20 protein-coding genes and 1 tRNA gene are annotated in these 18,615 nt (G+C 60.2%); 9 read left to right on the top strand and 12 right to left on the bottom strand.

Annotated elements, in window-relative coordinates; genetic code table 11:
* Nucleotides 1-5 precede the first annotated feature (5 nt).
* From infA to ACQY5P_RS02215, 3 genes are all read right to left on the bottom strand, one after another.
* Entirely contained in the window at nucleotides 6-224 is a 219-nt protein-coding gene (infA, locus tag ACQY5P_RS02225; protein WP_104830882.1) for a translation initiation factor IF-1, read from the bottom strand.
* An 86-nt stretch (nucleotides 225-310) separates the two neighbouring features.
* The gene (locus tag ACQY5P_RS02220; RefSeq protein ID WP_428409214.1) at nucleotides 311-736 is read right to left on the bottom strand and encodes a low molecular weight phosphatase family protein; all 426 of its coding nucleotides are present in this window, start codon (nucleotides 734-736) and stop codon (nucleotides 311-313) included.
* Between the two features lie 14 nt (nucleotides 737-750).
* Nucleotides 751-1,239 (bottom strand): UPF0262 family protein, encoded by a 489-nt coding sequence (locus ACQY5P_RS02215; protein ID WP_428409213.1) that lies wholly within the window; start codon nucleotides 1,237-1,239, stop codon nucleotides 751-753.
* 161 nt (nucleotides 1,240-1,400) lie between these two features.
* On the opposite strand from ACQY5P_RS02215, the gene ACQY5P_RS02210 reads away from it, so the two are divergent.
* From ACQY5P_RS02210 to ACQY5P_RS02195, 4 genes are all read left to right on the top strand, one after another.
* Nucleotides 1,401-2,327, top strand: a complete 927-nt coding sequence (locus tag ACQY5P_RS02210; protein ID WP_428409212.1) for a DUF481 domain-containing protein — start codon at nucleotides 1,401-1,403, stop codon at nucleotides 2,325-2,327.
* Between the two features lie 47 nt (nucleotides 2,328-2,374).
* Nucleotides 2,375-3,331 (top strand): rhodanese-related sulfurtransferase, encoded by a 957-nt coding sequence (locus ACQY5P_RS02205; protein ID WP_428409211.1) that lies wholly within the window; start codon nucleotides 2,375-2,377, stop codon nucleotides 3,329-3,331.
* A 124-nt stretch (nucleotides 3,332-3,455) separates the two neighbouring features.
* Nucleotides 3,456-4,127: a glutathione S-transferase gene (locus tag ACQY5P_RS02200; RefSeq protein ID WP_428409210.1), complete on the top strand. Its 672-nt coding sequence runs from the start codon at nucleotides 3,456-3,458 to the stop codon at nucleotides 4,125-4,127.
* On the top strand, nucleotides 4,124-5,086 hold the full coding sequence (locus ACQY5P_RS02195; RefSeq protein ID WP_428409209.1) for a hypothetical protein: 963 nt from the start codon (nucleotides 4,124-4,126) through the stop codon (nucleotides 5,084-5,086). Before ACQY5P_RS02200 ends, ACQY5P_RS02195 begins: the two co-directional genes overlap by 4 nt.
* 19 nt (nucleotides 5,087-5,105) lie before the next feature.
* Here ACQY5P_RS02195 and hisD read toward each other — a convergent pair whose 3' ends face one another.
* From hisD to ACQY5P_RS02175, 4 genes are all read right to left on the bottom strand, one after another.
* Nucleotides 5,106-6,392, bottom strand: coding sequence for a histidinol dehydrogenase (hisD, locus tag ACQY5P_RS02190; protein WP_428409208.1), 1,287 nt, complete (start codon nucleotides 6,390-6,392; stop codon nucleotides 5,106-5,108).
* 140 nt (nucleotides 6,393-6,532) lie between these two features.
* Nucleotides 6,533-6,985 carry a DUF2948 family protein gene (locus tag ACQY5P_RS02185; protein ID WP_428409207.1) on the bottom strand — a complete coding sequence of 151 codons (453 nt, stop codon included), beginning with the start codon at nucleotides 6,983-6,985 and terminating at the stop codon, nucleotides 6,533-6,535.
* Between the two features lie 10 nt (nucleotides 6,986-6,995).
* The gene (gene murA / locus ACQY5P_RS02180; protein WP_428409206.1) at nucleotides 6,996-8,255 is read right to left on the bottom strand and encodes a UDP-N-acetylglucosamine 1-carboxyvinyltransferase; all 1,260 of its coding nucleotides are present in this window, start codon (nucleotides 8,253-8,255) and stop codon (nucleotides 6,996-6,998) included.
* Entirely contained in the window at nucleotides 8,255-8,443 is a 189-nt protein-coding gene (locus tag ACQY5P_RS02175; RefSeq protein ID WP_428409205.1) for a hypothetical protein, read from the bottom strand. The genes murA and ACQY5P_RS02175 overlap by 1 nt, the downstream gene beginning before the upstream one ends.
* Nucleotides 8,444-8,536: 93 nt before the next feature.
* Here ACQY5P_RS02175 and ACQY5P_RS02170 point away from each other — a divergent pair, with 93 nt between their 5' ends.
* Complete coding sequence (locus ACQY5P_RS02170; protein WP_428409204.1) at nucleotides 8,537-8,989, top strand: acyl-CoA thioesterase; 453 nt, start codon at nucleotides 8,537-8,539, stop codon at nucleotides 8,987-8,989.
* A 25-nt stretch (nucleotides 8,990-9,014) separates the two neighbouring features.
* Here the strand turns inward: ACQY5P_RS02170 and ACQY5P_RS02165 are convergent.
* A tRNA-Thr gene (locus tag ACQY5P_RS02165) sits at nucleotides 9,015-9,089 on the bottom strand.
* Nucleotides 9,090-9,272: 183 nt separating this feature from the next.
* Between ACQY5P_RS02165 and ACQY5P_RS02160 the strand changes: the two genes are divergently transcribed.
* Entirely contained in the window at nucleotides 9,273-10,559 is a 1,287-nt protein-coding gene (locus ACQY5P_RS02160; RefSeq protein WP_428409203.1) for a hypothetical protein, read from the top strand.
* Here ACQY5P_RS02160 and hisG read toward each other — a convergent pair whose 3' ends face one another.
* From hisG to ACQY5P_RS02145, 3 genes are all read right to left on the bottom strand, one after another.
* Nucleotides 10,560-11,447, bottom strand: coding sequence for an ATP phosphoribosyltransferase (hisG, locus tag ACQY5P_RS02155; protein ID WP_428409202.1), 888 nt, complete (start codon nucleotides 11,445-11,447; stop codon nucleotides 10,560-10,562).
* Nucleotides 11,444-11,788: a YerC/YecD family TrpR-related protein gene (locus tag ACQY5P_RS02150; protein WP_428409201.1), complete on the bottom strand. Its 345-nt coding sequence runs from the start codon at nucleotides 11,786-11,788 to the stop codon at nucleotides 11,444-11,446. The genes hisG and ACQY5P_RS02150 overlap by 4 nt, the downstream gene beginning before the upstream one ends.
* Nucleotides 11,789-11,888: 100 nt before the next feature.
* Nucleotides 11,889-14,471 carry a response regulator gene (locus tag ACQY5P_RS02145; RefSeq protein WP_428409200.1) on the bottom strand — a complete coding sequence of 861 codons (2,583 nt, stop codon included), beginning with the start codon at nucleotides 14,469-14,471 and terminating at the stop codon, nucleotides 11,889-11,891.
* A gap of 318 nt (nucleotides 14,472-14,789) precedes the next feature.
* Here ACQY5P_RS02145 and ACQY5P_RS02140 point away from each other — a divergent pair, with 318 nt between their 5' ends.
* From ACQY5P_RS02140 to ychF, 3 genes are read left to right on the top strand one after another with little or no spacing between them, the layout of a single operon-like run.
* Nucleotides 14,790-15,449 carry a 50S ribosomal protein L25/general stress protein Ctc gene (locus tag ACQY5P_RS02140; RefSeq protein ID WP_428409199.1) on the top strand — a complete coding sequence of 220 codons (660 nt, stop codon included), beginning with the start codon at nucleotides 14,790-14,792 and terminating at the stop codon, nucleotides 15,447-15,449.
* A gap of 55 nt (nucleotides 15,450-15,504) precedes the next feature.
* Nucleotides 15,505-16,221, top strand: a complete 717-nt coding sequence (gene pth, locus ACQY5P_RS02135) for an aminoacyl-tRNA hydrolase (protein WP_428409198.1) — start codon at nucleotides 15,505-15,507, stop codon at nucleotides 16,219-16,221.
* A gap of 12 nt (nucleotides 16,222-16,233) precedes the next feature.
* Complete coding sequence (gene ychF / locus ACQY5P_RS02130) at nucleotides 16,234-17,331, top strand: redox-regulated ATPase YchF (RefSeq protein ID WP_428409197.1); 1,098 nt, start codon at nucleotides 16,234-16,236, stop codon at nucleotides 17,329-17,331.
* Between the two features lie 64 nt (nucleotides 17,332-17,395).
* On the opposite strand, the gene ACQY5P_RS02125 is transcribed toward ychF, so the two are convergent.
* Complete coding sequence (locus tag ACQY5P_RS02125) at nucleotides 17,396-18,343, bottom strand: DUF6923 family protein (RefSeq protein WP_428409196.1); 948 nt, start codon at nucleotides 18,341-18,343, stop codon at nucleotides 17,396-17,398.
* Nucleotides 18,344-18,615: the final 272 nt, after the last annotated feature.

Genomic DNA, 18,615 nt, shown 5'->3' with positions numbered 1-18,615 from the left:
GCGACCTATTTGAAGCGGTAGGTGATGCGGCCCTTGGTGAGGTCGTATGGCGTCATTTCCACGAGCACCTTGTCGCCCGCGAGCACGCGGATGCGGTTCTTGCGCATCTTGCCCGCCGTATGGGCGATGATCTCGTGATCGTTCTCGAGCTTCACACGGAAGGTCGCATTGGGGAGGAGCTCCTCCACCGTGCCTTCAAACTCGAGCAGTTCTTCTTTCGCCATTCGCTCCTCAAACCAACAAATAACGCCGGAATCGCGCCTTGAGCGCGCCGGCTGCGGCGGGAACATGGTTGGCTGCGGACGGAAAATCAAGGCTTTTTATAGATATCGGGGAAACGGCGGGCGAGCTTCTCCCGGAGCTGGTCCCTGACGCGCGCATAGGCCGCGATGATCGCGTCCCGCCCGCCGCGTTCTTCCGACGGGTTCTCGGTGTCCCAGAACTCGATGGCGGCGCGGGGCAGACGTTTTCTCGCCTCGACGGCCGCCTCCGGCGTCAGCGCCACCACAACGTCGAAATCGGCGAGATCGACCTCGCCCAGGGTCTTGGGCTCATGATCGTTCATGGCGACGTCGAGATCGCGCATGACGATTTCCACAAACGGGTCGAGCCCGCCTTCATAGACGCCAGCGGAATCCACCCGGATGCGGTCGCCCGCTTCAAGCTTCAACAGCGCCGCCGCCATGGGCGAGCGGACGGAGTTCATGTTGCAGGCAAAGAGCACCGATTTCGTCATTTCTCCCTCTTCGCCTATCGCATATGAAAGCTGCAGATCAGCGTGAATAGCCGTCGGCCGGTATTGGCGTCGACCTCGATTTTGTCTTTCAACCGCTCAGTCAAGATGTCAGCGCCTTCATTGTGCATGGCGCGGCGCGCCATATCGATGGTTTCGATCTGCGCCGGCGCCGCATTGCGGATCGCGTCATAGTAACTCTCACACAACATGAAATAGTCTTTGATGATCTTGCGGAACGGCGTCATCGAGAGATGCACCTGTCCCAGCGCCTCACCGCCCTCACGGCGCACGTCAAACACCAGCCGCCTTTCAACATTGGAGAGATATAGCTCGAATGGACCGTCATCGACTCCCACCGGGCGGAAGTAATTCTCTTCCAGAAGGTCATAAATCGCGACCTTGCGTTCATGCTCGATATCGGCGGTGGCGGGCGCGAGGGAACGCTCGTCAAGGTCGATCTTGACGATGTGAAACTTCTCCCCGCCGTTTTCCGCTCCGGCCATGTTTCTCCCGAATCTCTCCAGCCCTTATTAGCCGCCAGGAGAGGTCCCGTCACGGGAAACAGTCATGGACATAATGCAGGGGGCTTCATGACCGCGATTTCATCCGGAACAAATCGAATCGCGGCATGTTTTGTTAATCCCGTCACCATAAGGGCCCATCCATGGACCGCAGATTTCTCGCCGGCGCGGCTGCGCTGCCCGCCTTTTTGAGCCTTGCCGTCGCCCAGCAGGAAGCGGCAATGCCCGATATCGCCGCCGCCATGCTCGACGCCGCCACGGAAAGCGGCGATCCGGCGGAGATCGCCGCCGTCGCCAAAGCCGTGAAAGCCGTCTTCCCCGACTATGCGGAGGCCATCGACGCCTCGGCGCAAACACGCATCGCCGCGCTGGAACCCCCAGAAGCAGCCGAACAGGAACCCGCGCCAACGGGCGGCCTTCTCGCGGTCAAACCCTGGGACGGCAAGATCAGCGCGTCGGGCGTCATGTCATCCGGCAATTCCGAAAACGCCGCCGTCGGCGTCGCCGTCGATGCGGCACGCACAGACGGCGAGTTTAAGCATCATGTGAAAGCCTATTTCGACTATGGCGAGTCCAACAATCTGACGAACCAGAAGCGGTGGGGCCTCTCCTACAAGCTGGATTACAATTTCACCGACCGCACCTACGCATATGCGCGCGTCGCCTATGACGAGGATGATTTCTCCGGCTTCGACTACCGCCTCTTCGGCGGCGCCGGCCTCGGCCATTATTTCGCCAAGTCGGAAGAGTTTACATGGAAGCTCGAAGGCGGCCCCGGCTACCGCTATTCGCCCATCGACGACACGCGCGAGATCGAAAGCGAACTCGCGGTTTACGCCGCCACCGAGCTCGACTGGCTGATCCGCGAGGGGGTCAAATTCGAGCAGGATTTCAACACCACCTGGACCTCGCCCACGACGACGTTCCAGTCGATCACTTCGCTGACGACGCAGCTCTGGGGCGACATTTCGACAGGGTTGTCGTTCGAATACCGCTATGAGACCGACCCGCCGCTGGGCCGCGTAAACACCGACACCATCGCCAAGGCGTCCCTGATTTACGGGTTCTAGTGGAGCCCACAGTTGAGCCAATGGCGGTCATGGATTAAGACCCCGCCATGGCCGAAATCGTCGTCGCCGCTTTTTACAAATTCACGCCCCTGCCCGATTTTGCAGAACATCAGGCGGGCTTGTTGGCTTGCGCGCAAGCCAATGGCGTCCGCGGCACCATCCTGCTCGCCTCCGAGGGCGTCAACGGCACCATTGCAGGATCGCGCGAAGGGATCGATGCGGTTCTCGGCGCCCTGAAAGCCCTGCCCGGCTGTGATGGGCTCGACTGGAAAGAGAGCTATACGGACGAAAATCCGTTCCTGCGCATGAAGGTGCGCCTCAAAAAAGAAATCGTGACGCTCGGCGTCGGCGACGTGGCGGCTCATAAAAGCAGCGAGCGTTACGTCGAACCCCACGACTGGAACAGGGTGATCTCCGACCCGGACACCATCGTCATCGACACGCGCAACGACTATGAGGTGGGCATCGGCAGTTTCGAAGGCGCGATCGATCCGAAGACGACATCCTTCCGCGACTTCCCGGCATGGTTTCGCAAGTTTCGCGAAGAGCACCCCATCAAGAAAGTCGCCATGTATTGCACGGGCGGCATTCGTTGCGAAAAATCCGTGGCGTTCCTGCGCTCGGAAGGCGTCGAAGACGTCGTGCATCTGAAAGGCGGCATCCTCAAATATCTCGAAACGGTGCCTAAGGAAGAAAGCCTCTGGCGCGGCGAATGTTTCGTCTTCGACCAGCGCGTCTCCGTAGGCCACGATCTCGCGCCCGGCTCTTACGATCAGTGTTACGCCTGCCGCCGGCCGATCACAGAAGAAGACAAGGCCTCGCCGCATTACGTCGCCGGCGTTTCCTGCCCTTATTGCATTGATGAATATTCAGAGGAACGCCGCCGCGATTTCGCCGAACGCCAGAAACAGATCGAACTCGCCAAGGCGCGCGGCGAGCAGCATATCGGCATTCGTCAAAACCCCTCCTCCGTTCTTTCCCGCGAAAGCGGGAATCCAGAGTAATGCAGACAAGCTCGATAGCCCGCCTTCGTCCTTCGAGACACAAAAATCCTTTCATCCTGAGAAGGGCCGACAGGCCCGTCTCGAAGGACGAAGGGATTTTTGCTCCTCAGGATGAAGGCTAGCCATGCCTAGCCAGCCGCCCATCCTCTATTCCTTCCGGCGCTGCCCCTACGCCATGCGGGCGCGGATGGCGATTGCGGCCAGCGGGAGGCAGGTGCGCCTGCGCGAAATCCTGTTGCGCGACAAGCCGGAGGACATGCTCGCGGCGTCGCCCAAGGGCACGGTGCCGGTGCTGGTCGACGGTGAACGCATCATCGACGAAAGCCTAGACGTCATGAACTGGGCGCTGGCGCAGAACGACCCCGAAGACTGGCTGGCGCGCAAGGACGACGCCCTCATCGCCGAGAATGACGGGCCCTTCAAACACCATCTAGACCGCTATAAATATTCAACGCGTTATAAAGGCGCTGACGCGGAGGAACACCGCGCAGCCGGGTTTGAGTTTTTACAAAAGCTCGACGCGCGCCTGGCGGACAGCAATTATTTACATGGCGCAGAGCGCGGCTTCAGCGACATCGCCATCTTCCCCTTCGTCCGCCAGTTCCGCATCGCCGACAAGGACTGGTTCGACGCAGCGCCGATACTCAATGTTCAGCGCTGGCTGAAGGTGCTGATGGAATCGACGCTGTTTAAATCCGTGATGGAGAAATATCCGTTGTGGAAGGAGACGGGAGAGGAAATCGATTTTCCTCAACTGGTCAATAATCCGAGAGCTAATCAGCAAAAAACATCATGAAAAAATGCTATTTGTCAGAACATTTAATCGCCACCAAAACTCAAAAGGTCGAGCTTACCAAAACTGACTTTGACGTCATCAACGAAGCATTTAAGACTTTAAACGACATACTGGAGCTAGAAGAAACTTTCGACATACTAGTTCGAAATCTAATAACATTTGAGAAATTTTGCGTTGGCGTTGCCGTCGAGGCGTCCGTAAAGAACTTTATGACCGATTACAGAAGTTCATTGGGCATGCAGGAAGCCAATAGGCATCTGCTAAATCTTTTTACTGCCGCGCGCCTTTACCTTGACCAGATGAATTCAAAAAGAAAACGCTGGTTTTTGACCACATCAAATAGTTGGCAAAAGATAGAGCAAACTCGAACAGAGCAATACGACAATGTCCTCGGCTACAGATTCTTAGAAGGATTGAGGAACTACGCCCAACACAAAGGCGTCCCCATTCATAAGTTCAATTATAAGGCAAATTGGTTGTATGGCGACGATAACAAAAATAACCAAGCGGAATATTTTGTTGAGCCTCTTGGCGATCTAGACATCTACTCTTCAGGAAAAATTATAAAATCCGATATTCTCCTTGAACTAAGGGAATACTTACAAGACGGATTTATAGATCTGCGTCCCTTTATTCGCGACTACATTAGCGGCCTTGGGCAAATTCAAAGTGTAGTACGCGATGCGACACTGGGTATGTACGAGCAAAGTAGTGCAACATTGTCATCGGCCATTGATCATTGGAAAGCCGGGCAAACAGGCGCTTTTGAGCCTATCAACCTTTCCGCTTGGGAAGCCGACGAAAGAGGTCATCGTATTTCGGAGCCCGTCTTCGTTAACATGTCGGCCCGAGATCAAATCGATAAACTACAAGAGGCCAATCATAATTTTTCAGCGTTACGAAAAAAGTTTGCTTCAAATGCGATTAGCTTAACAATGCTAGCGCCCTATAAACGCTAGATTGCACATGTCAATTCTTCTAAAGCCGCACCCGTACCGACTTCGCATGCGCCGGAAGCCCCTCCGCATCGGCGAGGCGCACGGCCGCAGGACCTAGCTTCGCGACCGCCGCTGCATCGCAGCCGATGATCGAGGTGCGCTTCATGAAATCGAGCACGGAGAGGCCCGACGCGTAACGCGCCGCGCGCGCAGTCGGCAAAACGTGATCGGGACCGGCCACATAATCGCCGATTGCCTCTGGCGCGTGGCGGCCGAGGAAGATCGCGCCTGCGTGACGGACTTTGACCAGAAGCGCTTCCGGATCGTCGACGGCGAGTTCCAAGTGTTCCGGCGCGATGAGGTCGACCAGCGCCGGCGCTTCATCGAGCGACGAGACGATGACGATCGCGGAATTGTTTTTCCACGCGGCTTCGGCGATCTCCCGGCGCGGGTTCTCGGCGAGCTGTTGTTTCACCGCGTCTTGCACTTTGTCAGCGAACGCTGCGTCATCGGTGATGAGCACACTTTGCGACGACGGATCGTGTTCGGCCTGCGAGAGCAGATCGGCGGCGATCCAGGTCGGATCGCTTTTGCCATCGGACACAACCAGAATTTCAGACGGGCCCGCAACGCTGTCGATGCCGACGGCTCCGAAGACCTGACGTTTGGCCTCGGCCACATAGGCATTGCCGGGGCCGACGATCACATCCACCGGCATGATCGGCCCCGCGCCATAGGCGAGCGCGGCGACGGCCTGCGCGCCGCCGATGCGATAGACCTCGTCGATGCCCGCGCGCTTCGCCGCAGCCAGCACCAAAGGGTTCATTTCACCTTTCGGGGCCGGGGTGACCATGGCGAGGCGCTTGACGCCCGCGACCTTCGCCGGAATGGCGTTCATCAGGACGGACGACGGATAGGCGGCGCGTCCGCCGGGCGCGTAAAGTCCCGCGGCGTCAACGCAGGTCCAGCGCCAGCCTAGCGTCACGCCCTCATCGTCCGTATAGCGCATATCGGACGGGATCTGTTTTTCATGATAGGCGCGGATGCGCGCAGCGGCGAAGTCGAGCGCTGCGAGGTCATCCTTGTCGCAGGACTTTTCAGCCGCGCCGATTTCCTCAGGCGTCACTTGCAGATTGCTATCCGTCAGCGAAAAGCCGTCGAATTTCTGCGTATAGGATTTGAGCGCGTCCATGCCGCCCGAACGCACCGCCGCGATGACCTCGCGCACGACGGCGCTCACATCGGCGCCGCCGTCCCGGTCCTTCGCGACAAAAGCGTCGAACGCAGAGGGGAAGTCAGCACTCGAATTATTAAGTCGTAAAACCATGTCCATCTTTCGTCATCCCGTGCGCGCCGCTGCGCGAAGCGATGCGGCGCAGACACGGGATCTGGTCTTATCACTGATAGCGATCCCGGCTCAGCGCAGCAACATTTCATGTTGCAGCGCATCCGGGATGACGCTTTGCATCAGTCTTTATGTTCCGGTTTCGACCGTGTCCGCCACGGATCGGACATGTCGGAGAGATAAGCGTTGACGCTCTCGACTTCGAGGCGCACGGCGCCGCCGCCGGCGAAATCAAGAACAATAACCCCGGTCCCGTCCTCGCCCGCCTCGAAACGCGCGGCCAGAAACTCGACCACGGCGTCCTTGGCGTCGGTCCTGAGATGCTGAAACTGCGCCGATTTCACATCGTCGAAATGGACGCCCGCGCGCACGCGAGCAAATGGCCCTGCCTTACGGTCGGCGGCGCATTCCCAGCAGAAGCGGTTCGTCACAAAAGCGAAGCGCCGCTCCGCCGGAAGAAACGCAAAATCGCCTAGCTTCGCTACGGCGTCTTGAAGCACGGCGGAGAGGATTTTCAGATCCTCCTCATCGCCCGCCATGAGCCGCAGGGGTTTATAGTCTTTCAGCGAAGCCAAGCCGCCTCTCCTATTCCTTGACGCGTTCGATCAGCGCGCCGCATGCCTGCAGCTTTTCTTCCAGACGTTCAAAGCCGCGGTCAAGATGATAGACGCGATTGACCATGGTTTGCCCCTCCGCCGCGAGGCCGGCGATGACGAGGGACATGGAGGCGCGCAGATCCGTCGCCATCACGGGCGCGCCCTTGAGGCGCGGAACGCCCCGAACAGTCGCCGTCTGTCCGTCCACGGAGATTTTTGCGCCCATGCGCCCGAGCTCCGGCGCATGCATGAAGCGGTTCTCGAAGATCGTCTCCTTGATCGTTGAAACCCCGTCCGCCGTCGCCATCAGCGCCATGAACTGCGCCTGCAGGTCGGTCGGGAAGCCGGGGAACGGCTGGGTGATGATGTCAATGGATTTGCAGCGCGCGCCGTTGCGGCGGATGCGGACGCCGTTTTCGACCTCCTCCATCTCGACGCCGGCCTCTTCCATGGCGGCCCAGGCGGCGCCGAGAAGGTCGGCGCGCGTTCCCGTGAGGGTCAGTTCGCCTCCGGTCGCCGCCACCGCCATGGCGTAGGCGCCGGTTTCGATCCGGTCCGGCAAGACGCTGTGTTCCGCAGCGCGGAGGCGGTCGACGCCCTCCACAATGATCTTCGACGTCCCCGCGCCCGACACCTTCGCGCCCATGGCGTTGAGGCAATCGGCGAGATCGGCGATTTCGGGCTCGCGGGCCGCATTCTCGATCACCGTCTCGCCCTTGGCCAGCGCGGCGGCGAGCATCGTGTGCTCGGTCGCGCCGACGGAAACGAAGGGAAAGGTCACATGGGCGCCGTGGAGCCCGTCCGGCGCCTCGGCGAGCACATAGCCCTCGTCGAGGTCGATCTTCGCGCCCATGGCGGTTAGCGCCTTGAGATGCAGGTCCACCGGCCGGGCGCCGATGGCGCAGCCGCCGGGCAGCGACACTTTCGCCTTCCCCTCGCGCGCAAGAAGCGGGCCCAGCACGTTGAAACTCGCCCGCATTTTCCGGACCAGATCATACGGCGCCTCCGTCGAGGCGATGTCCTTGGCATGCAGCTTCAGAGTTGAGCCGTTAAAATCAGCGCTGGCGCCATGCTGCTCCAGCAGCTTCAGCAGCATGTCCACATCCGCGAGGCGCGGCACGTTATGCAGCGTCAGGGGCTCATCGCTGAGGAGCGACGCCGCCATGACTTTCAGCGCGGAGTTTTTCGCGCCGCTGATCGGCAGCGCGCCATAGAGCGGCCGCCCGCCAATAATCGCCAGTTTATCCATTATTCTTCTTTCGTACTCTTCTCAGCGCCGCCTGACCCGGGCCCCTTGCGCCGCCGCAGATTGGCGCGCAGGGCCTCGGCAAGGCGCGCCTCGCGCTGCTTCGCCTTCGCGCCCCTGTTCCCCGCTCCGGCGGGCTTTTTCGGGGCAGCGGTCTGGCGATCCTGCGATTTGTCCTTGTTTTCCGGCATGAGGCGCGACTTTAAAGGGCTTGCCGCCCGATCCGTCAAGCGCGCTGTTTTGCAGGCTTTTCCGTGGGCTAAAGGCCGGTTAGAGAGCCTCTCATGACCGCTGACCTCACCCTCTCAGGAAACCTCGCCGGGGCCCGCTCCTACGAGACCGCCGTCGCCATGACCCGGCGGGCGGAAGCGGCGCATATCGACGAACTCGGCCATGTGAACAACGCGGTCTATCTGATCTGGGCGCAGGACGCCGGCACGGTCCACTGGCGCGCCGTAGCGACACCGAAAATGCAGGAAGAACTGGTCTGGGTCGCACTCCGGCACGAGATCGACTATCGCGACCAGGTGGTCGAGGGTGAGACGGTGGAAGTCCGCACCTGGCTCGGCCCCGCCTCGGGGCCCCGCTTCATCCGCCATATCGACATCAGAAAGCCCGGGGCCGCCCGCTTCTCCGCCAAGGTCGAAACCACCTGGTGCCTGATCGACGCGAAGACCCGCAAGCCAAAGCGGGTCACGCCCGAAATTCTGGACCTTTTCGGTGTTGAAGCGGCCTGAAATCGCAGAAGCAAGACTTGGGAAATGGTGCTGCCGGAGAGAATTGAACTCTCGGCCTCTCCCTTACCAAGGGAGTGCTCTACCCCTGAGCTACGGCAGCATCGCGAGGCTATAAGCCTCAAAAAGAGGCGGCGGTATAACGCGGGCGGAAGGCCTTGAAAAGCCGGGTTGCGCAAAAACCGTCCCCTCGGCCTTCCGAGCAACTATTTCTCTTGCAGCGAATCGAGTTTTCGCCGGTAATCCCGCCGCGTAAAGGCCGATCTTGCGGGGGAGCATCATTCAAATGTCAGGCAACCAGAAACTCTGGGTCAAGGCGCTATTTCCGGAACGCCCGTCGCTCTTCGCCCTGTTCGGGGGCGCGGTGGCCCTGTTCGGGGATTTCGCGAGCTTCCTGACCGACGCGGTCACGCCGCCGGCGCTGCTGGCTCTCTTTGGCGTCACCACCGCCGGCGCGGTTTTTCTCTGCGTTCGTCACGCGCGCGGCGTCAATGCCGCAGACAGCGCCGCCGTCAAGGACGTGGGCAATTGTTTCGTCTGTGATGCGTTCCGCTTTTCGCTGTGCGCCGCCGCCATCTTCGCACTGATGATGCTGGTCGGCGGGGGCAAGACCGCGACGGAATCCGTCGGCGAGATGCTCGGCCTTATCAAGGAGGATGTGGAGCAGATCTCGGAGGATGTCGGCGTCATCCGCGAAAGCGTTGATTCCATCACCATCATCCAGAATCCAAAAACCGATTTCGAGTCGTTCAACAACGCCTGGATCTATCAGTTCGTGCGTCGCGACAGTGCGAGCGCGTTTGACGCGATCAAAAAGCATTATCAGAACGCGCGCCCGTCGAAACTCGACGCCGCCCAGCTTTATTTCGAAGCGGGCCGCGTCACCGTCTCGCGCGACGCGCTGATCGCCGACATGGCGGCGCTTGGACGGAAAAACCGCGACGCGGGCCTACTCGTTATCGCCGGCCGCAACGAGCCGGATATGGACAAGGCCGACGCGCTTTACGAAGAGGCGCGCCAGATCGACCCGGATATGCCTTTCGCCTATTGGGACATGCAGCGGACCGCGCAGGCGCCGCTGGTTCAGGGGCAAGGCCCCGCGGAAACCGCCGCGCGTCTTTCCGCGCAGAAAGCCGACATCGATACTTTTCTTGATAAAATCGACGGCCGCCCCGCCGCGGAGTTCTTCTACCTGCCCCAGCATCAGGCGGATTTCGAAACAATCGCGCGCCAGCAATCGACGTCGCTTGCAGGCAATATCGCGAGCTATGAACGCCTCCTTCAGAACGCGAGCGACCGGGAGACGAAACTGCGGGCGGAAAAAGAAACGCCGCCGCCGCTGGAATTCGAGTGGCGCGACAACATCACCAAGGATCTGTTGCAGATCAACAAGACCTTCGTCGCCGGGGCGCAGCGTTATGCCTATCGCTTCAATGGCGGCGAATGGACCGAAAGCGACCGCATTCCGCTCTATCACGAACAGCCGCGGCAGGGCGTTTTCGAACTGCGCTGGCAGGACCGCCAGACCGGCGAATGGTTCGGGCCGTTCCGTTACGACTACGACGCGAACTAGTTACGCCATCATCTTTTCGATCGGCAGGACGAGGATCGCGCTGGCGCCGAGTTTCTTGAGCTTTTCCAGCGTGTCCCAGAAAACGCTCTCGCGGCAGACGGCGTGAATGGCGACTTTCTCCGGATTGCCGGCGAGTTCGAGCACGGTCGGCGCGTCGGCGCCGGGAAGAAACTCCGTGATGGCGGCGACCGCCGAGCGCGGCGCGTTCATCATGATGTATTTCGCCTCGCGCGAGGTCAGGACGCCGTTGATGCGTTTCAACAGCGCTTCGAAGACCGCCTGTTTTTCCGGTGAGAAGGCGTTGCGGTTGCGGATGAGGATCGCTTCGGAATCGAAGACATTGGCGACGGGTTTGAGGCCATTGGCGTCAAGCGTCGCGCCAGTGGAGACGATGTCGCAAATGGCGTCGGCGATTTTGAGGCGCGGCGCCACTTCGACCGAGCCTTTCATCATCACCGCTTTCGCGTCGACGCCCTCGCGCGTCAGCCAGGCGCGGGTAAGCGCCGGGTAAGACGTCGCGATGCGTTTTCCGTCGAGCATGGCGGCGCCGTCGAAACTCCATTCTTTCGGCGCAGCGAGCATCAGCCGGCAGCGAGCGAAACCGAGGGGCATCACCTCTTCGGCCGGCGCTTCGTGGCTTTCGCTGAGGCGTTCCTCCTCAAAGACATTCTGTCCCACAATGCCGATGTCGCAGGCGTCATCGGCGACAAACGCTGGAATATCGTCGTCGCGCAGGAGCAGCACGTCGATAGGCAGCTCCTGCACGCGGCCATAAAGCTTGTCGCGCCCGCGCGAGACCGTAAGGCCGCAACTTTTAAGTAGCTCAAAACTGCCATCTGACAGCCTGCCCGATTTCTGAATGGCGATGCGCAATCTTTGCTCGCTCATTTTTTCGCTCCTGATTTTTCAGCCATGCGGTCGAGCACGAGCCGGTATCCCTGATGATTTTCCTCGCGCAAAAACCGCGCGACCCGGCCGACGGTCGTCGTTGAGGCGCCAGTAGCCGCGGCGATCTCGCGATAGGAAAGCCGTCCCTCATCGAGGAGGCGGGCGATGCGCCAGCGCTCGGCGAAGGCTTCCAACTCGCCGGGCGTCGCAAGGTCGCGGAGAAACCGTGCGGCTTCCTTTCCGGATTTCAGTTGCGCAAAGGCGTCGAAGAGGGCGCGCTCGCCCCCTGCCCGCGCGCCGCCGGAGGACGCATTCGCCTTGATTTTTGCATCCGCCGCCATGGGAAGCGCCTGTTGTTTTACTGTGTTAATACGCTAATACAATACAGACAGCGCTAGTCAAGGGCCAAAGGACCCCGCAGACAGTTTCATTCAGATAGGATCAGCCGTCATTGGCGACCGCCTGAAGATCATCGCCAAGCCATCTTTCGAGAGCCTCGGCGACGGCGGTCCTTTTCATGGGCTTGGTCAGAAAATCGTCCATGCCGGCGGCGTCGCAGCGTTTGCGGTCTTCGTCGAGCACATGGGCGGTCGTCGCAATGATCGGGCGCCGCTCCAGGCCGTTATCGGCCTCATATTCGCGGATAAGCCGAGTCGCCTGCAGGCCGTCCATAAGCGGCATGGAGATGTCCATCATCACCACAGCGGGGTTGTGTTTCTTGAATTGTTCAACCGCCTCAAGCCCATTTTCGGCAATCACCACCTCAAAGGCGTCCTGATCGATGAACTGGGTGAGCACCAGGCGGTTCACCGGATTGTCTTCGACGATCAGGATTTTCGTCCGGGACTGAACAAGCGGCTCATGGGGTGTGGCGTCATCGTGGCCATTGAGGGCCGCCTTGCGTAGTAGGCGCGGCGCTTCGTCGGCGAGCGATTGCGCAAGGGAATCCATGATTTGCGAGGGCCGCACGGGTTTCGACAAATAGGCGGCGATGCTCGCCCCCGCCGCCGCAGCGGCGGCCGGCGCATTGTCTACGGAAGAAAGGATCAGAACGGGGATGGTCCCGAACTTCGGATCGGCCTGAATGCGCGCGGCAAGCTCGGCGCCGTTCTCTTCCGGCATCTGAAAATCGAGGATTAGCGCGTGATAGGGATCGTTGTCCGTTACGGAGCGTTCCAGGGCGGCCATCGCCTTGACCGGATCGCTGACCACGGTCGCGCGGAAACCCCAGCCGTCGAAAAGCTCCTGCAGAATGCGGCGGTTCACGGCGTTGTCGTCAACAGCGAGAAGGCGAACGCCGCTGAAGGCCGTCGGCGACACCGCTGGCAGGCTGCGGATTGACTCATCAGCCGGCGCCGTCAGCGATACCCAGAAGCGGGAGCCCTTGCCGACCTGGCTTTTGGCGCCAATCTTTCCGCCCATCAGCTCCACGATGTTCTTGCAGATGGCGAGGCCAAGCCCTGTGCCGCCGAATTTGCGGGTATGGGAGGCATCCGCCTGCTCGAATTTTTCAAACATGCGCGGAATCAGGTGCTCTGGAATGCCGACGCCGGTGTCGGTGACGCTGATGACGAGATCAACATCGGCTTCCTTGCGCGCGCCCGTCACTTCGATCAGCACATAACCGCGCTCGGTGAACTTCACAGCGTTGCCGATGAGATTGCCGAGCACCTGGCGAAGGCGGGATTCATCCGCGATGACGCCTTCCGGAATATCCGGAGCATAACGGACGATAAGCTCGATATCCTTTTCGAGCGCCGACGCCTGCATCATCACCGCGATTTCGTTGACGGTTTGGCGAAGGTTGAAAGGGTGCGGCGACAGGCGGAACTTGCCCGCCTCCAGCTTCGAAAAGTCCAGAACGTCATTGATCACGGTCATCAAGGCGTTGCCCGATGAAACGATAATCCCGGCGAGTTCGCGCTGACGCTTGTCGAGATTGGTGTTCATCAGCACTTCGGCCATGCCGAGAACGCCGTTCATGGGCGTGCGTATTTCATGGCTCATGGACGCCATGAATTCCGATTTCGCCACATTGGCGGCGTCTGCGGCGATCCGCGCATTCATCAGCGGACGCACAAGCATGCGATGTATGACAACCCCGAGAACAAGGACCAGCAGCATCGCCGTCGCAAGCGCCGCAATAGCGGCGGACTCGCGGAATTCGGTCACGCTATGGAAAGCCGCCGCCTTGTCCACTGACAGTCCCAGATACCAGTCCACGGAGGAAAGCGAGGGAATGCGCTGGAAGATGACGATCTGCGGCGCGTCGAGCGCGTCGAGATACTGAACCTCGCTGACGATTTCTGGACGCTGGCCGGGAAAAGCGGCGGCGATGTCTTTGGAGACGAGGCTGCGGTCGGGATGAGCGAGGATCTTCCCCTCCCCGGAGACGAGGAAAGCCTTACCGAGGCCGCCCATATTGGTTTCCGCCAGAATGTCGCTCAACGAATCCGTCGAGAAATCCGCGCCGACCACGCCGAGCAATTTCCCGTCGCGATAGACAGGCCCCGCTACGGTGATGGTTTCGACATTGGTGGTGATGTCGAAATAAGGTTCCGTGAGGGTCGTTTCGCCGGCCAGCATCGCAGCGGCGTACCATGGCCGCGTGCGCGGATCGTAATCGGCCGGCAGCGTGTCGTCAGGCGGCCAGATATGATAGACGCCGGTCGCTTCGCCGAAATAGGTCCAGATGAATGTCTTCTCATAGACGTCCTTATGGACGATAGGGACCGCGTTCTCGCCGTCAAAATCCTCGGCGACCGATTGGGCGAGACTTTCCGCCAGCGCCACGCGCTGGCTCAGCCAGTTATCGGCCCCCCAGGCAGTGGTCGCCCCGATTGTGCGGAGGGATCTGTCGAGCTCCTGGCGGCGGAATTCGCCCTGCGACACATCCTGATAGAACGCGAAGACGAAAAAGGCGAAAATGACCGCAAAGGCCCCAACCGCCAGCGCCGGGCCCATAAGGCTCGCGCCCGAAGGCGCGTTGATGCGGTCACCCGCGGCCTTCTCGGAAGATATCATTTCTGCCCCGTAAACTCGCTCGTGTAGCGCGAAACCCTAAACCCAGTGAGTTAACGCCAGTTTGCCATATCCGCCTTGCGGGGCGTGGCTGCTAAAATTAGGACGGAGAGGCTTTCCAGCCGCATCCAGGCCATTCTCGCCTATGCGGACTGCCCCTGGCCTGGCCCTCCAATAACGGCGAAATCGCAAGATTTCCCGGCTTGCGGTCCGCCCGCCTTTCCACTATAGACCGCCGCTCAATCAGGAATTCCCCGCCGCCCCGGGAGCCGGAAATGGCTCGCCGCCGCGGCGGTTTTTGCGCGAAGGACGCCGAGACCGATGGCACAGACCGACGTTTTTTACTGTGAACCCCGCAAGCAAACCGGCACGGGCGGCGCCCGCGCGGCCCGGCGCGAAGGCTGGGTGCCTGGCGTCCTTTACGGCGGCGACCAGGGACCGGTGGCCATCAGCCTTAAATCGAATGAGGTCAACAAGGCCTATCTTAATGGACGCCTGCGCTCCCACCTCGCCAAGATCGACGTCCCCGGCGAAGACGGCCAGCAGCCGGTGATCGCCCGCGACGTTCAGGTGCATCCGGTCAAGGGCCACCCGATCCATGTCGATCTCATGCGCGTTGACGAAAAGACCCGCATCGACGTCGAAGTCTCAGTGCGTTTCATCAACGAAGAAAAGTCCCCGGGTCTCAAGAAAGGCGGCGTTCTGAACGTCGTTCGTCACGCGGTTGAGGTTTACGCCCCCGCGACCGCCATTCCGGAAGTGTTCGAAATCGACGTCACTGGCTTGGAAGTCGGCGACGGCATTCACGCCTCGGCCATCACGCTGCCCAAAGGCGTGACCTTCGTCATTACTGACCGCGACTTCACCATCGCCACCATCGCCGCGCCGTCTGCGCTGCGCTCGTCTGACGACGAAGCTGAAGCGACTGCGGGAGCTGCGGAAGGCGAAGACAAGAAAGAAGAGGAAGCGAAGGAAGACTAACCTCCTTCGCTGTTTCCTCGCGCTTTCCGGCCCCGGCGCAACATGGGAACGCGTCATGCTTCTGCTCGTAGGGCTCGGCAATCCCGGCGATAAATACGCCCGCCACCGGCATAATGTCGGCTTCATGGCCGTGGACGCGATTGCGGATGCTCATGACTTCGGGCCGGCGCGCGCCAAGTTTCAGGGCGAGATTCGCGACGGAACGCTTGGGCGCGAAAAGGCGCTGATTCTGAAGCCTCAGACCTATATGAACGACTCAGGGCGTTCGGTGGGGGAGGCTGCGCGGTTCTATAAGATCGAGCCGCAAGACGTGATCGTCTTTTATGACGAACTCGATCTCGCGCCGGGCAAGCTGAAGGTCAAAACCGGCGGCGGCGCCGCGGGCCATAACGGCATCCGCTCCATCGACTCCCATATCGGCAACGCCTTCCGCCGGGTTCGCATCGGCATCGGCCATCCTGGCGACAAGTCGCGGGTGACGAACCATGTGCTGGGCGACTTCGCCAAAGCCGATCAAGACTGGCTGGAGCCCCTCCTCGCCGCGATCGCGAGCGAGGCGCCCTATCTCGCCGATGCGGACAACAACCGCTTCCAGACGGCGGTCGCGCATAAGCTCGCGCCGCCGAGAAAACCGGCGCCGAACAAAGCAGAAGCCGCGCCCAATTCGAAGCCGGACGAGCCGGAGGCGAAGCCCGCGCAGAAATCGCCCGCTAAATCGCCATTGAATGTCTTCGCCGAAGTCTTCAAAAAGCGTGGCGACAAGGAAAACTAGAAAGAACGGTCCATGGGTTTCAAATGCGGCATTGTCGGCCTGCCAAATGTTGGCAAGTCCACGCTTTTCAACGCGCTGACGAAAACGGCCGCGGCGCAGGCGGCGAATTACCCATTCTGCACCATCGAGCCCAATGTGGGCGATGTCGCCGTGCCGGAACCGCGGCTTAAGCAGCTTGCAGAGATCGCGGGCTCGAAAGAGATCATCCCGGCGCGCATGCAGTTCGTGGACATCGCCGGCCTCGTCAAAGGCGCAAGCCAGGGGGAAGGCCTCGGCAACCAGTTTCTCGCCAATATCCGGGAGGTTGACGCCGTCGTTTATGTCCTGCGCTGTTTCGACGATGACGACGTCACCCATGTCTCGAACAGGATCGATCCCATCGCGGACTTCGAGACCGTGGAGACCGAGCTCATGCTCGCCGACCTCGAAAGTCTGGAGAAACGCCGCGTAAATATCGAGAAGAAAGCCAAGGGCCAGGACAAGGAAGCAAAAGCCCTCCTCGTCCTTGTTGACAAGGCGCTGGCGGAGTTGCGCGAAGGCCGCCCTGCCCGCAACGCCGAGGTCGGCGAAGAAGACAGGAAAGCCTGGGCGGGGCTTCAGCTTCTGACCTCAAAGCCAGTGCTCTTTGTCGCTAATGTGGATGAAGAGAGTGCGGCGGAAGGCAACGCCTATTCAAGACAGGTTGAGGAAGCGGCGTCAAAAGAAGGCGCAGCGGCGGTTGTCATTTCCGCCAAGATCGAGTCGGAACTGGCTCAGCTGTCGGATGAAGAACAGGCGGAATATCTTGAAACCATCGGGCTTTCGGAGCCTGGCCTCAACCGCCTTATCAGCACCGGCTACGACCTTCTCGGTCTACAGACCTATTTCACCGCAGGGCCCAAGGAAGCGCGCGCCTGGACCGTCAAGCGCGGCGCGACGGCCCCGCAAGCCGCGGGCGTCATTCATACCGATTTCGAGAAAGGCTTCATCCGGGCCGAGACGATTGCCTTCAACGATTATGTCAGCCTGAAAGGCGAACAGGGCGCCAAGGAAGCCGGCAAGATGCGCCTAGAAGGCAAGGAATACATCGTCAAGGACGGCGATGTGATGCATTTCCGGTTCAACACCTAGAAAAGAAAACCCGCGGCCGGATCCGCCGATCCGAACCGCGGGCGCTCTTTACGCACTTAGGGACTTAAGCTTTTTTGCCCTTGCGGCGCGATGCTTTCGCCACGCCGGCGATGCCGGCGAGGAAAAGCCATGCAGCCGCCGGAAGCGGCACGTCACTCGGCGGATCGACCTCGCCCAGCGTGCTGAAATCGAAGGCGAGGCCCGCGATTTCCCAGGGATTGGCCCCCTCGCCTTGCGTAAAGCCGTCGCCCAGCGCGATGTTCGTGATGACTGCGGCCGTCAGCGGATCGAGAGTCAGGATGCGATCGTCAGCGCCGCGGGTGATGGCGAAAAGCGTGCCGTTTTCGTCGAACGCCAGCTGCGTGCCGGTGCTGTTGACGCCGATATTGCCAATGACGGTCGTGTCCCCGGTAGTTGGATCGATTTTGACCAGATTGTTGCTGCTCCCCCCAAATTGGGAGGCGATGCCATAGAACAATCCATCGGGACCGTAGGTGAGAGACGTCACTCCCGAAAAACCGCCAGCTTCCGCTTCATTCAGCGACTTGATGTTCGTGTACACGGCGGTCATTTCGTCAATCGATACGAAATCATCCGTCGCCCCGCCCACGACGCCGAACAGATTGTCGGCATCGTCAAAGGCGATTGCGGACATGCGAAAGCCGAAACTAATTGTATTGAGCCTGAAGTCGGCGCGGCCAGTTTCAGCGCCGGTCGCCGGGTCGATATTCAGAAGGCTGCCGTCCGCGCCAATAGAATTGGCGTCGGCGACATAGAAATTGCCTTCGCTGTCAATCGCGAGACCCTCGTAGGTTCGCGCGCCAGAGACGGTGTTGTTGATGGCGCCGACGACGGTGACTTCGCCAGTCGCGGTGTTGATGGAGACGATGCTTTCAGATGCATCGTCAACCCCGTAAAGGACTGCCGCGGCGTTGGCCGCGCCAATGCCGGCCAGCGTCATGAATGCGCCGGCGGCGGCGCCGCTAGCGGTCTTGAGTACTCTCTTATCCATACTTTTCCCCAGACATGGTAAAGTTACGCAACTTCCACGCATGAGCTCGCGCGGTGAAGCAAGGGGACGCCGACTGCGCCAATAAAATCGCCCTCACTATGGAATTCGGATTTTTTCGGTAAAACAGGTCACAATTTTTCAGATTTTTTTCATCTCTCGTTAATTACGGCCCATCTCCGGCGTCGAGCCGCCGCCGGAGGTTGTCTCAGACGCCCCAGACGCAATCCCAAGCGGCACCCCTTACCGCCGAGCGCCTTGCCCTTTCCCCCGGT

This window comes from Hyphococcus sp. (assembly GCF_965267305.1).
GTDB lineage: Bacteria > Pseudomonadota > Alphaproteobacteria > Caulobacterales > Parvularculaceae > Hyphococcus.
The sequence above is the reverse complement of the archived record's forward strand: the minus strand, read 5'-3'. Positions and strand labels throughout refer to the sequence as shown.

Coding starts and splice junctions, on each gene's coding strand:
- ACQY5P_RS02170 (WP_428409204.1), top strand. CDS start 8,537: ATGACCGCTGACCTCACCCTCTCAGGAAACCTCGCCGGGGCCCGCTCC.
- ACQY5P_RS02175 (WP_428409205.1), bottom strand. CDS start 8,443: ATGCCGGAAAACAAGGACAAATCGCAGGATCGCCAGACCGCTGCCCCG.
- ychF (WP_428409197.1), top strand. CDS start 16,234: ATGGGTTTCAAATGCGGCATTGTCGGCCTGCCAAATGTTGGCAAGTCC.
- infA (WP_104830882.1), bottom strand. CDS start 224: ATGGCGAAAGAAGAACTGCTCGAGTTTGAAGGCACGGTGGAGGAGCTC.
- ACQY5P_RS02160 (WP_428409203.1), top strand. CDS start 9,273: ATGTCAGGCAACCAGAAACTCTGGGTCAAGGCGCTATTTCCGGAACGC.
- hisG (WP_428409202.1), bottom strand. CDS start 11,447: ATGAGCGAGCAAAGATTGCGCATCGCCATTCAGAAATCGGGCAGGCTG.
- pth (WP_428409198.1), top strand. CDS start 15,505: ATGCTTCTGCTCGTAGGGCTCGGCAATCCCGGCGATAAATACGCCCGC.
- ACQY5P_RS02150 (WP_428409201.1), bottom strand. CDS start 11,788: ATGGCGGCGGATGCAAAAATCAAGGCGAATGCGTCCTCCGGCGGCGCG.
- ACQY5P_RS02200 (WP_428409210.1), top strand. CDS start 3,456: ATGCCTAGCCAGCCGCCCATCCTCTATTCCTTCCGGCGCTGCCCCTAC.
- ACQY5P_RS02125 (WP_428409196.1), bottom strand. CDS start 18,343: ATGGATAAGAGAGTACTCAAGACCGCTAGCGGCGCCGCCGCCGGCGCA.
- ACQY5P_RS02195 (WP_428409209.1), top strand. CDS start 4,124: ATGAAAAAATGCTATTTGTCAGAACATTTAATCGCCACCAAAACTCAA.
- ACQY5P_RS02220 (WP_428409214.1), bottom strand. CDS start 736: ATGACGAAATCGGTGCTCTTTGCCTGCAACATGAACTCCGTCCGCTCG.
- ACQY5P_RS02205 (WP_428409211.1), top strand. CDS start 2,375: ATGGCCGAAATCGTCGTCGCCGCTTTTTACAAATTCACGCCCCTGCCC.
- ACQY5P_RS02215 (WP_428409213.1), bottom strand. CDS start 1,239: ATGGCCGGAGCGGAAAACGGCGGGGAGAAGTTTCACATCGTCAAGATC.
- murA (WP_428409206.1), bottom strand. CDS start 8,255: ATGGATAAACTGGCGATTATTGGCGGGCGGCCGCTCTATGGCGCGCTG.
- ACQY5P_RS02145 (WP_428409200.1), bottom strand. CDS start 14,471: ATGATATCTTCCGAGAAGGCCGCGGGTGACCGCATCAACGCGCCTTCG.
- hisD (WP_428409208.1), bottom strand. CDS start 6,392: ATGGTTTTACGACTTAATAATTCGAGTGCTGACTTCCCCTCTGCGTTC.
- ACQY5P_RS02140 (WP_428409199.1), top strand. CDS start 14,790: ATGGCACAGACCGACGTTTTTTACTGTGAACCCCGCAAGCAAACCGGC.
- ACQY5P_RS02210 (WP_428409212.1), top strand. CDS start 1,401: ATGGACCGCAGATTTCTCGCCGGCGCGGCTGCGCTGCCCGCCTTTTTG.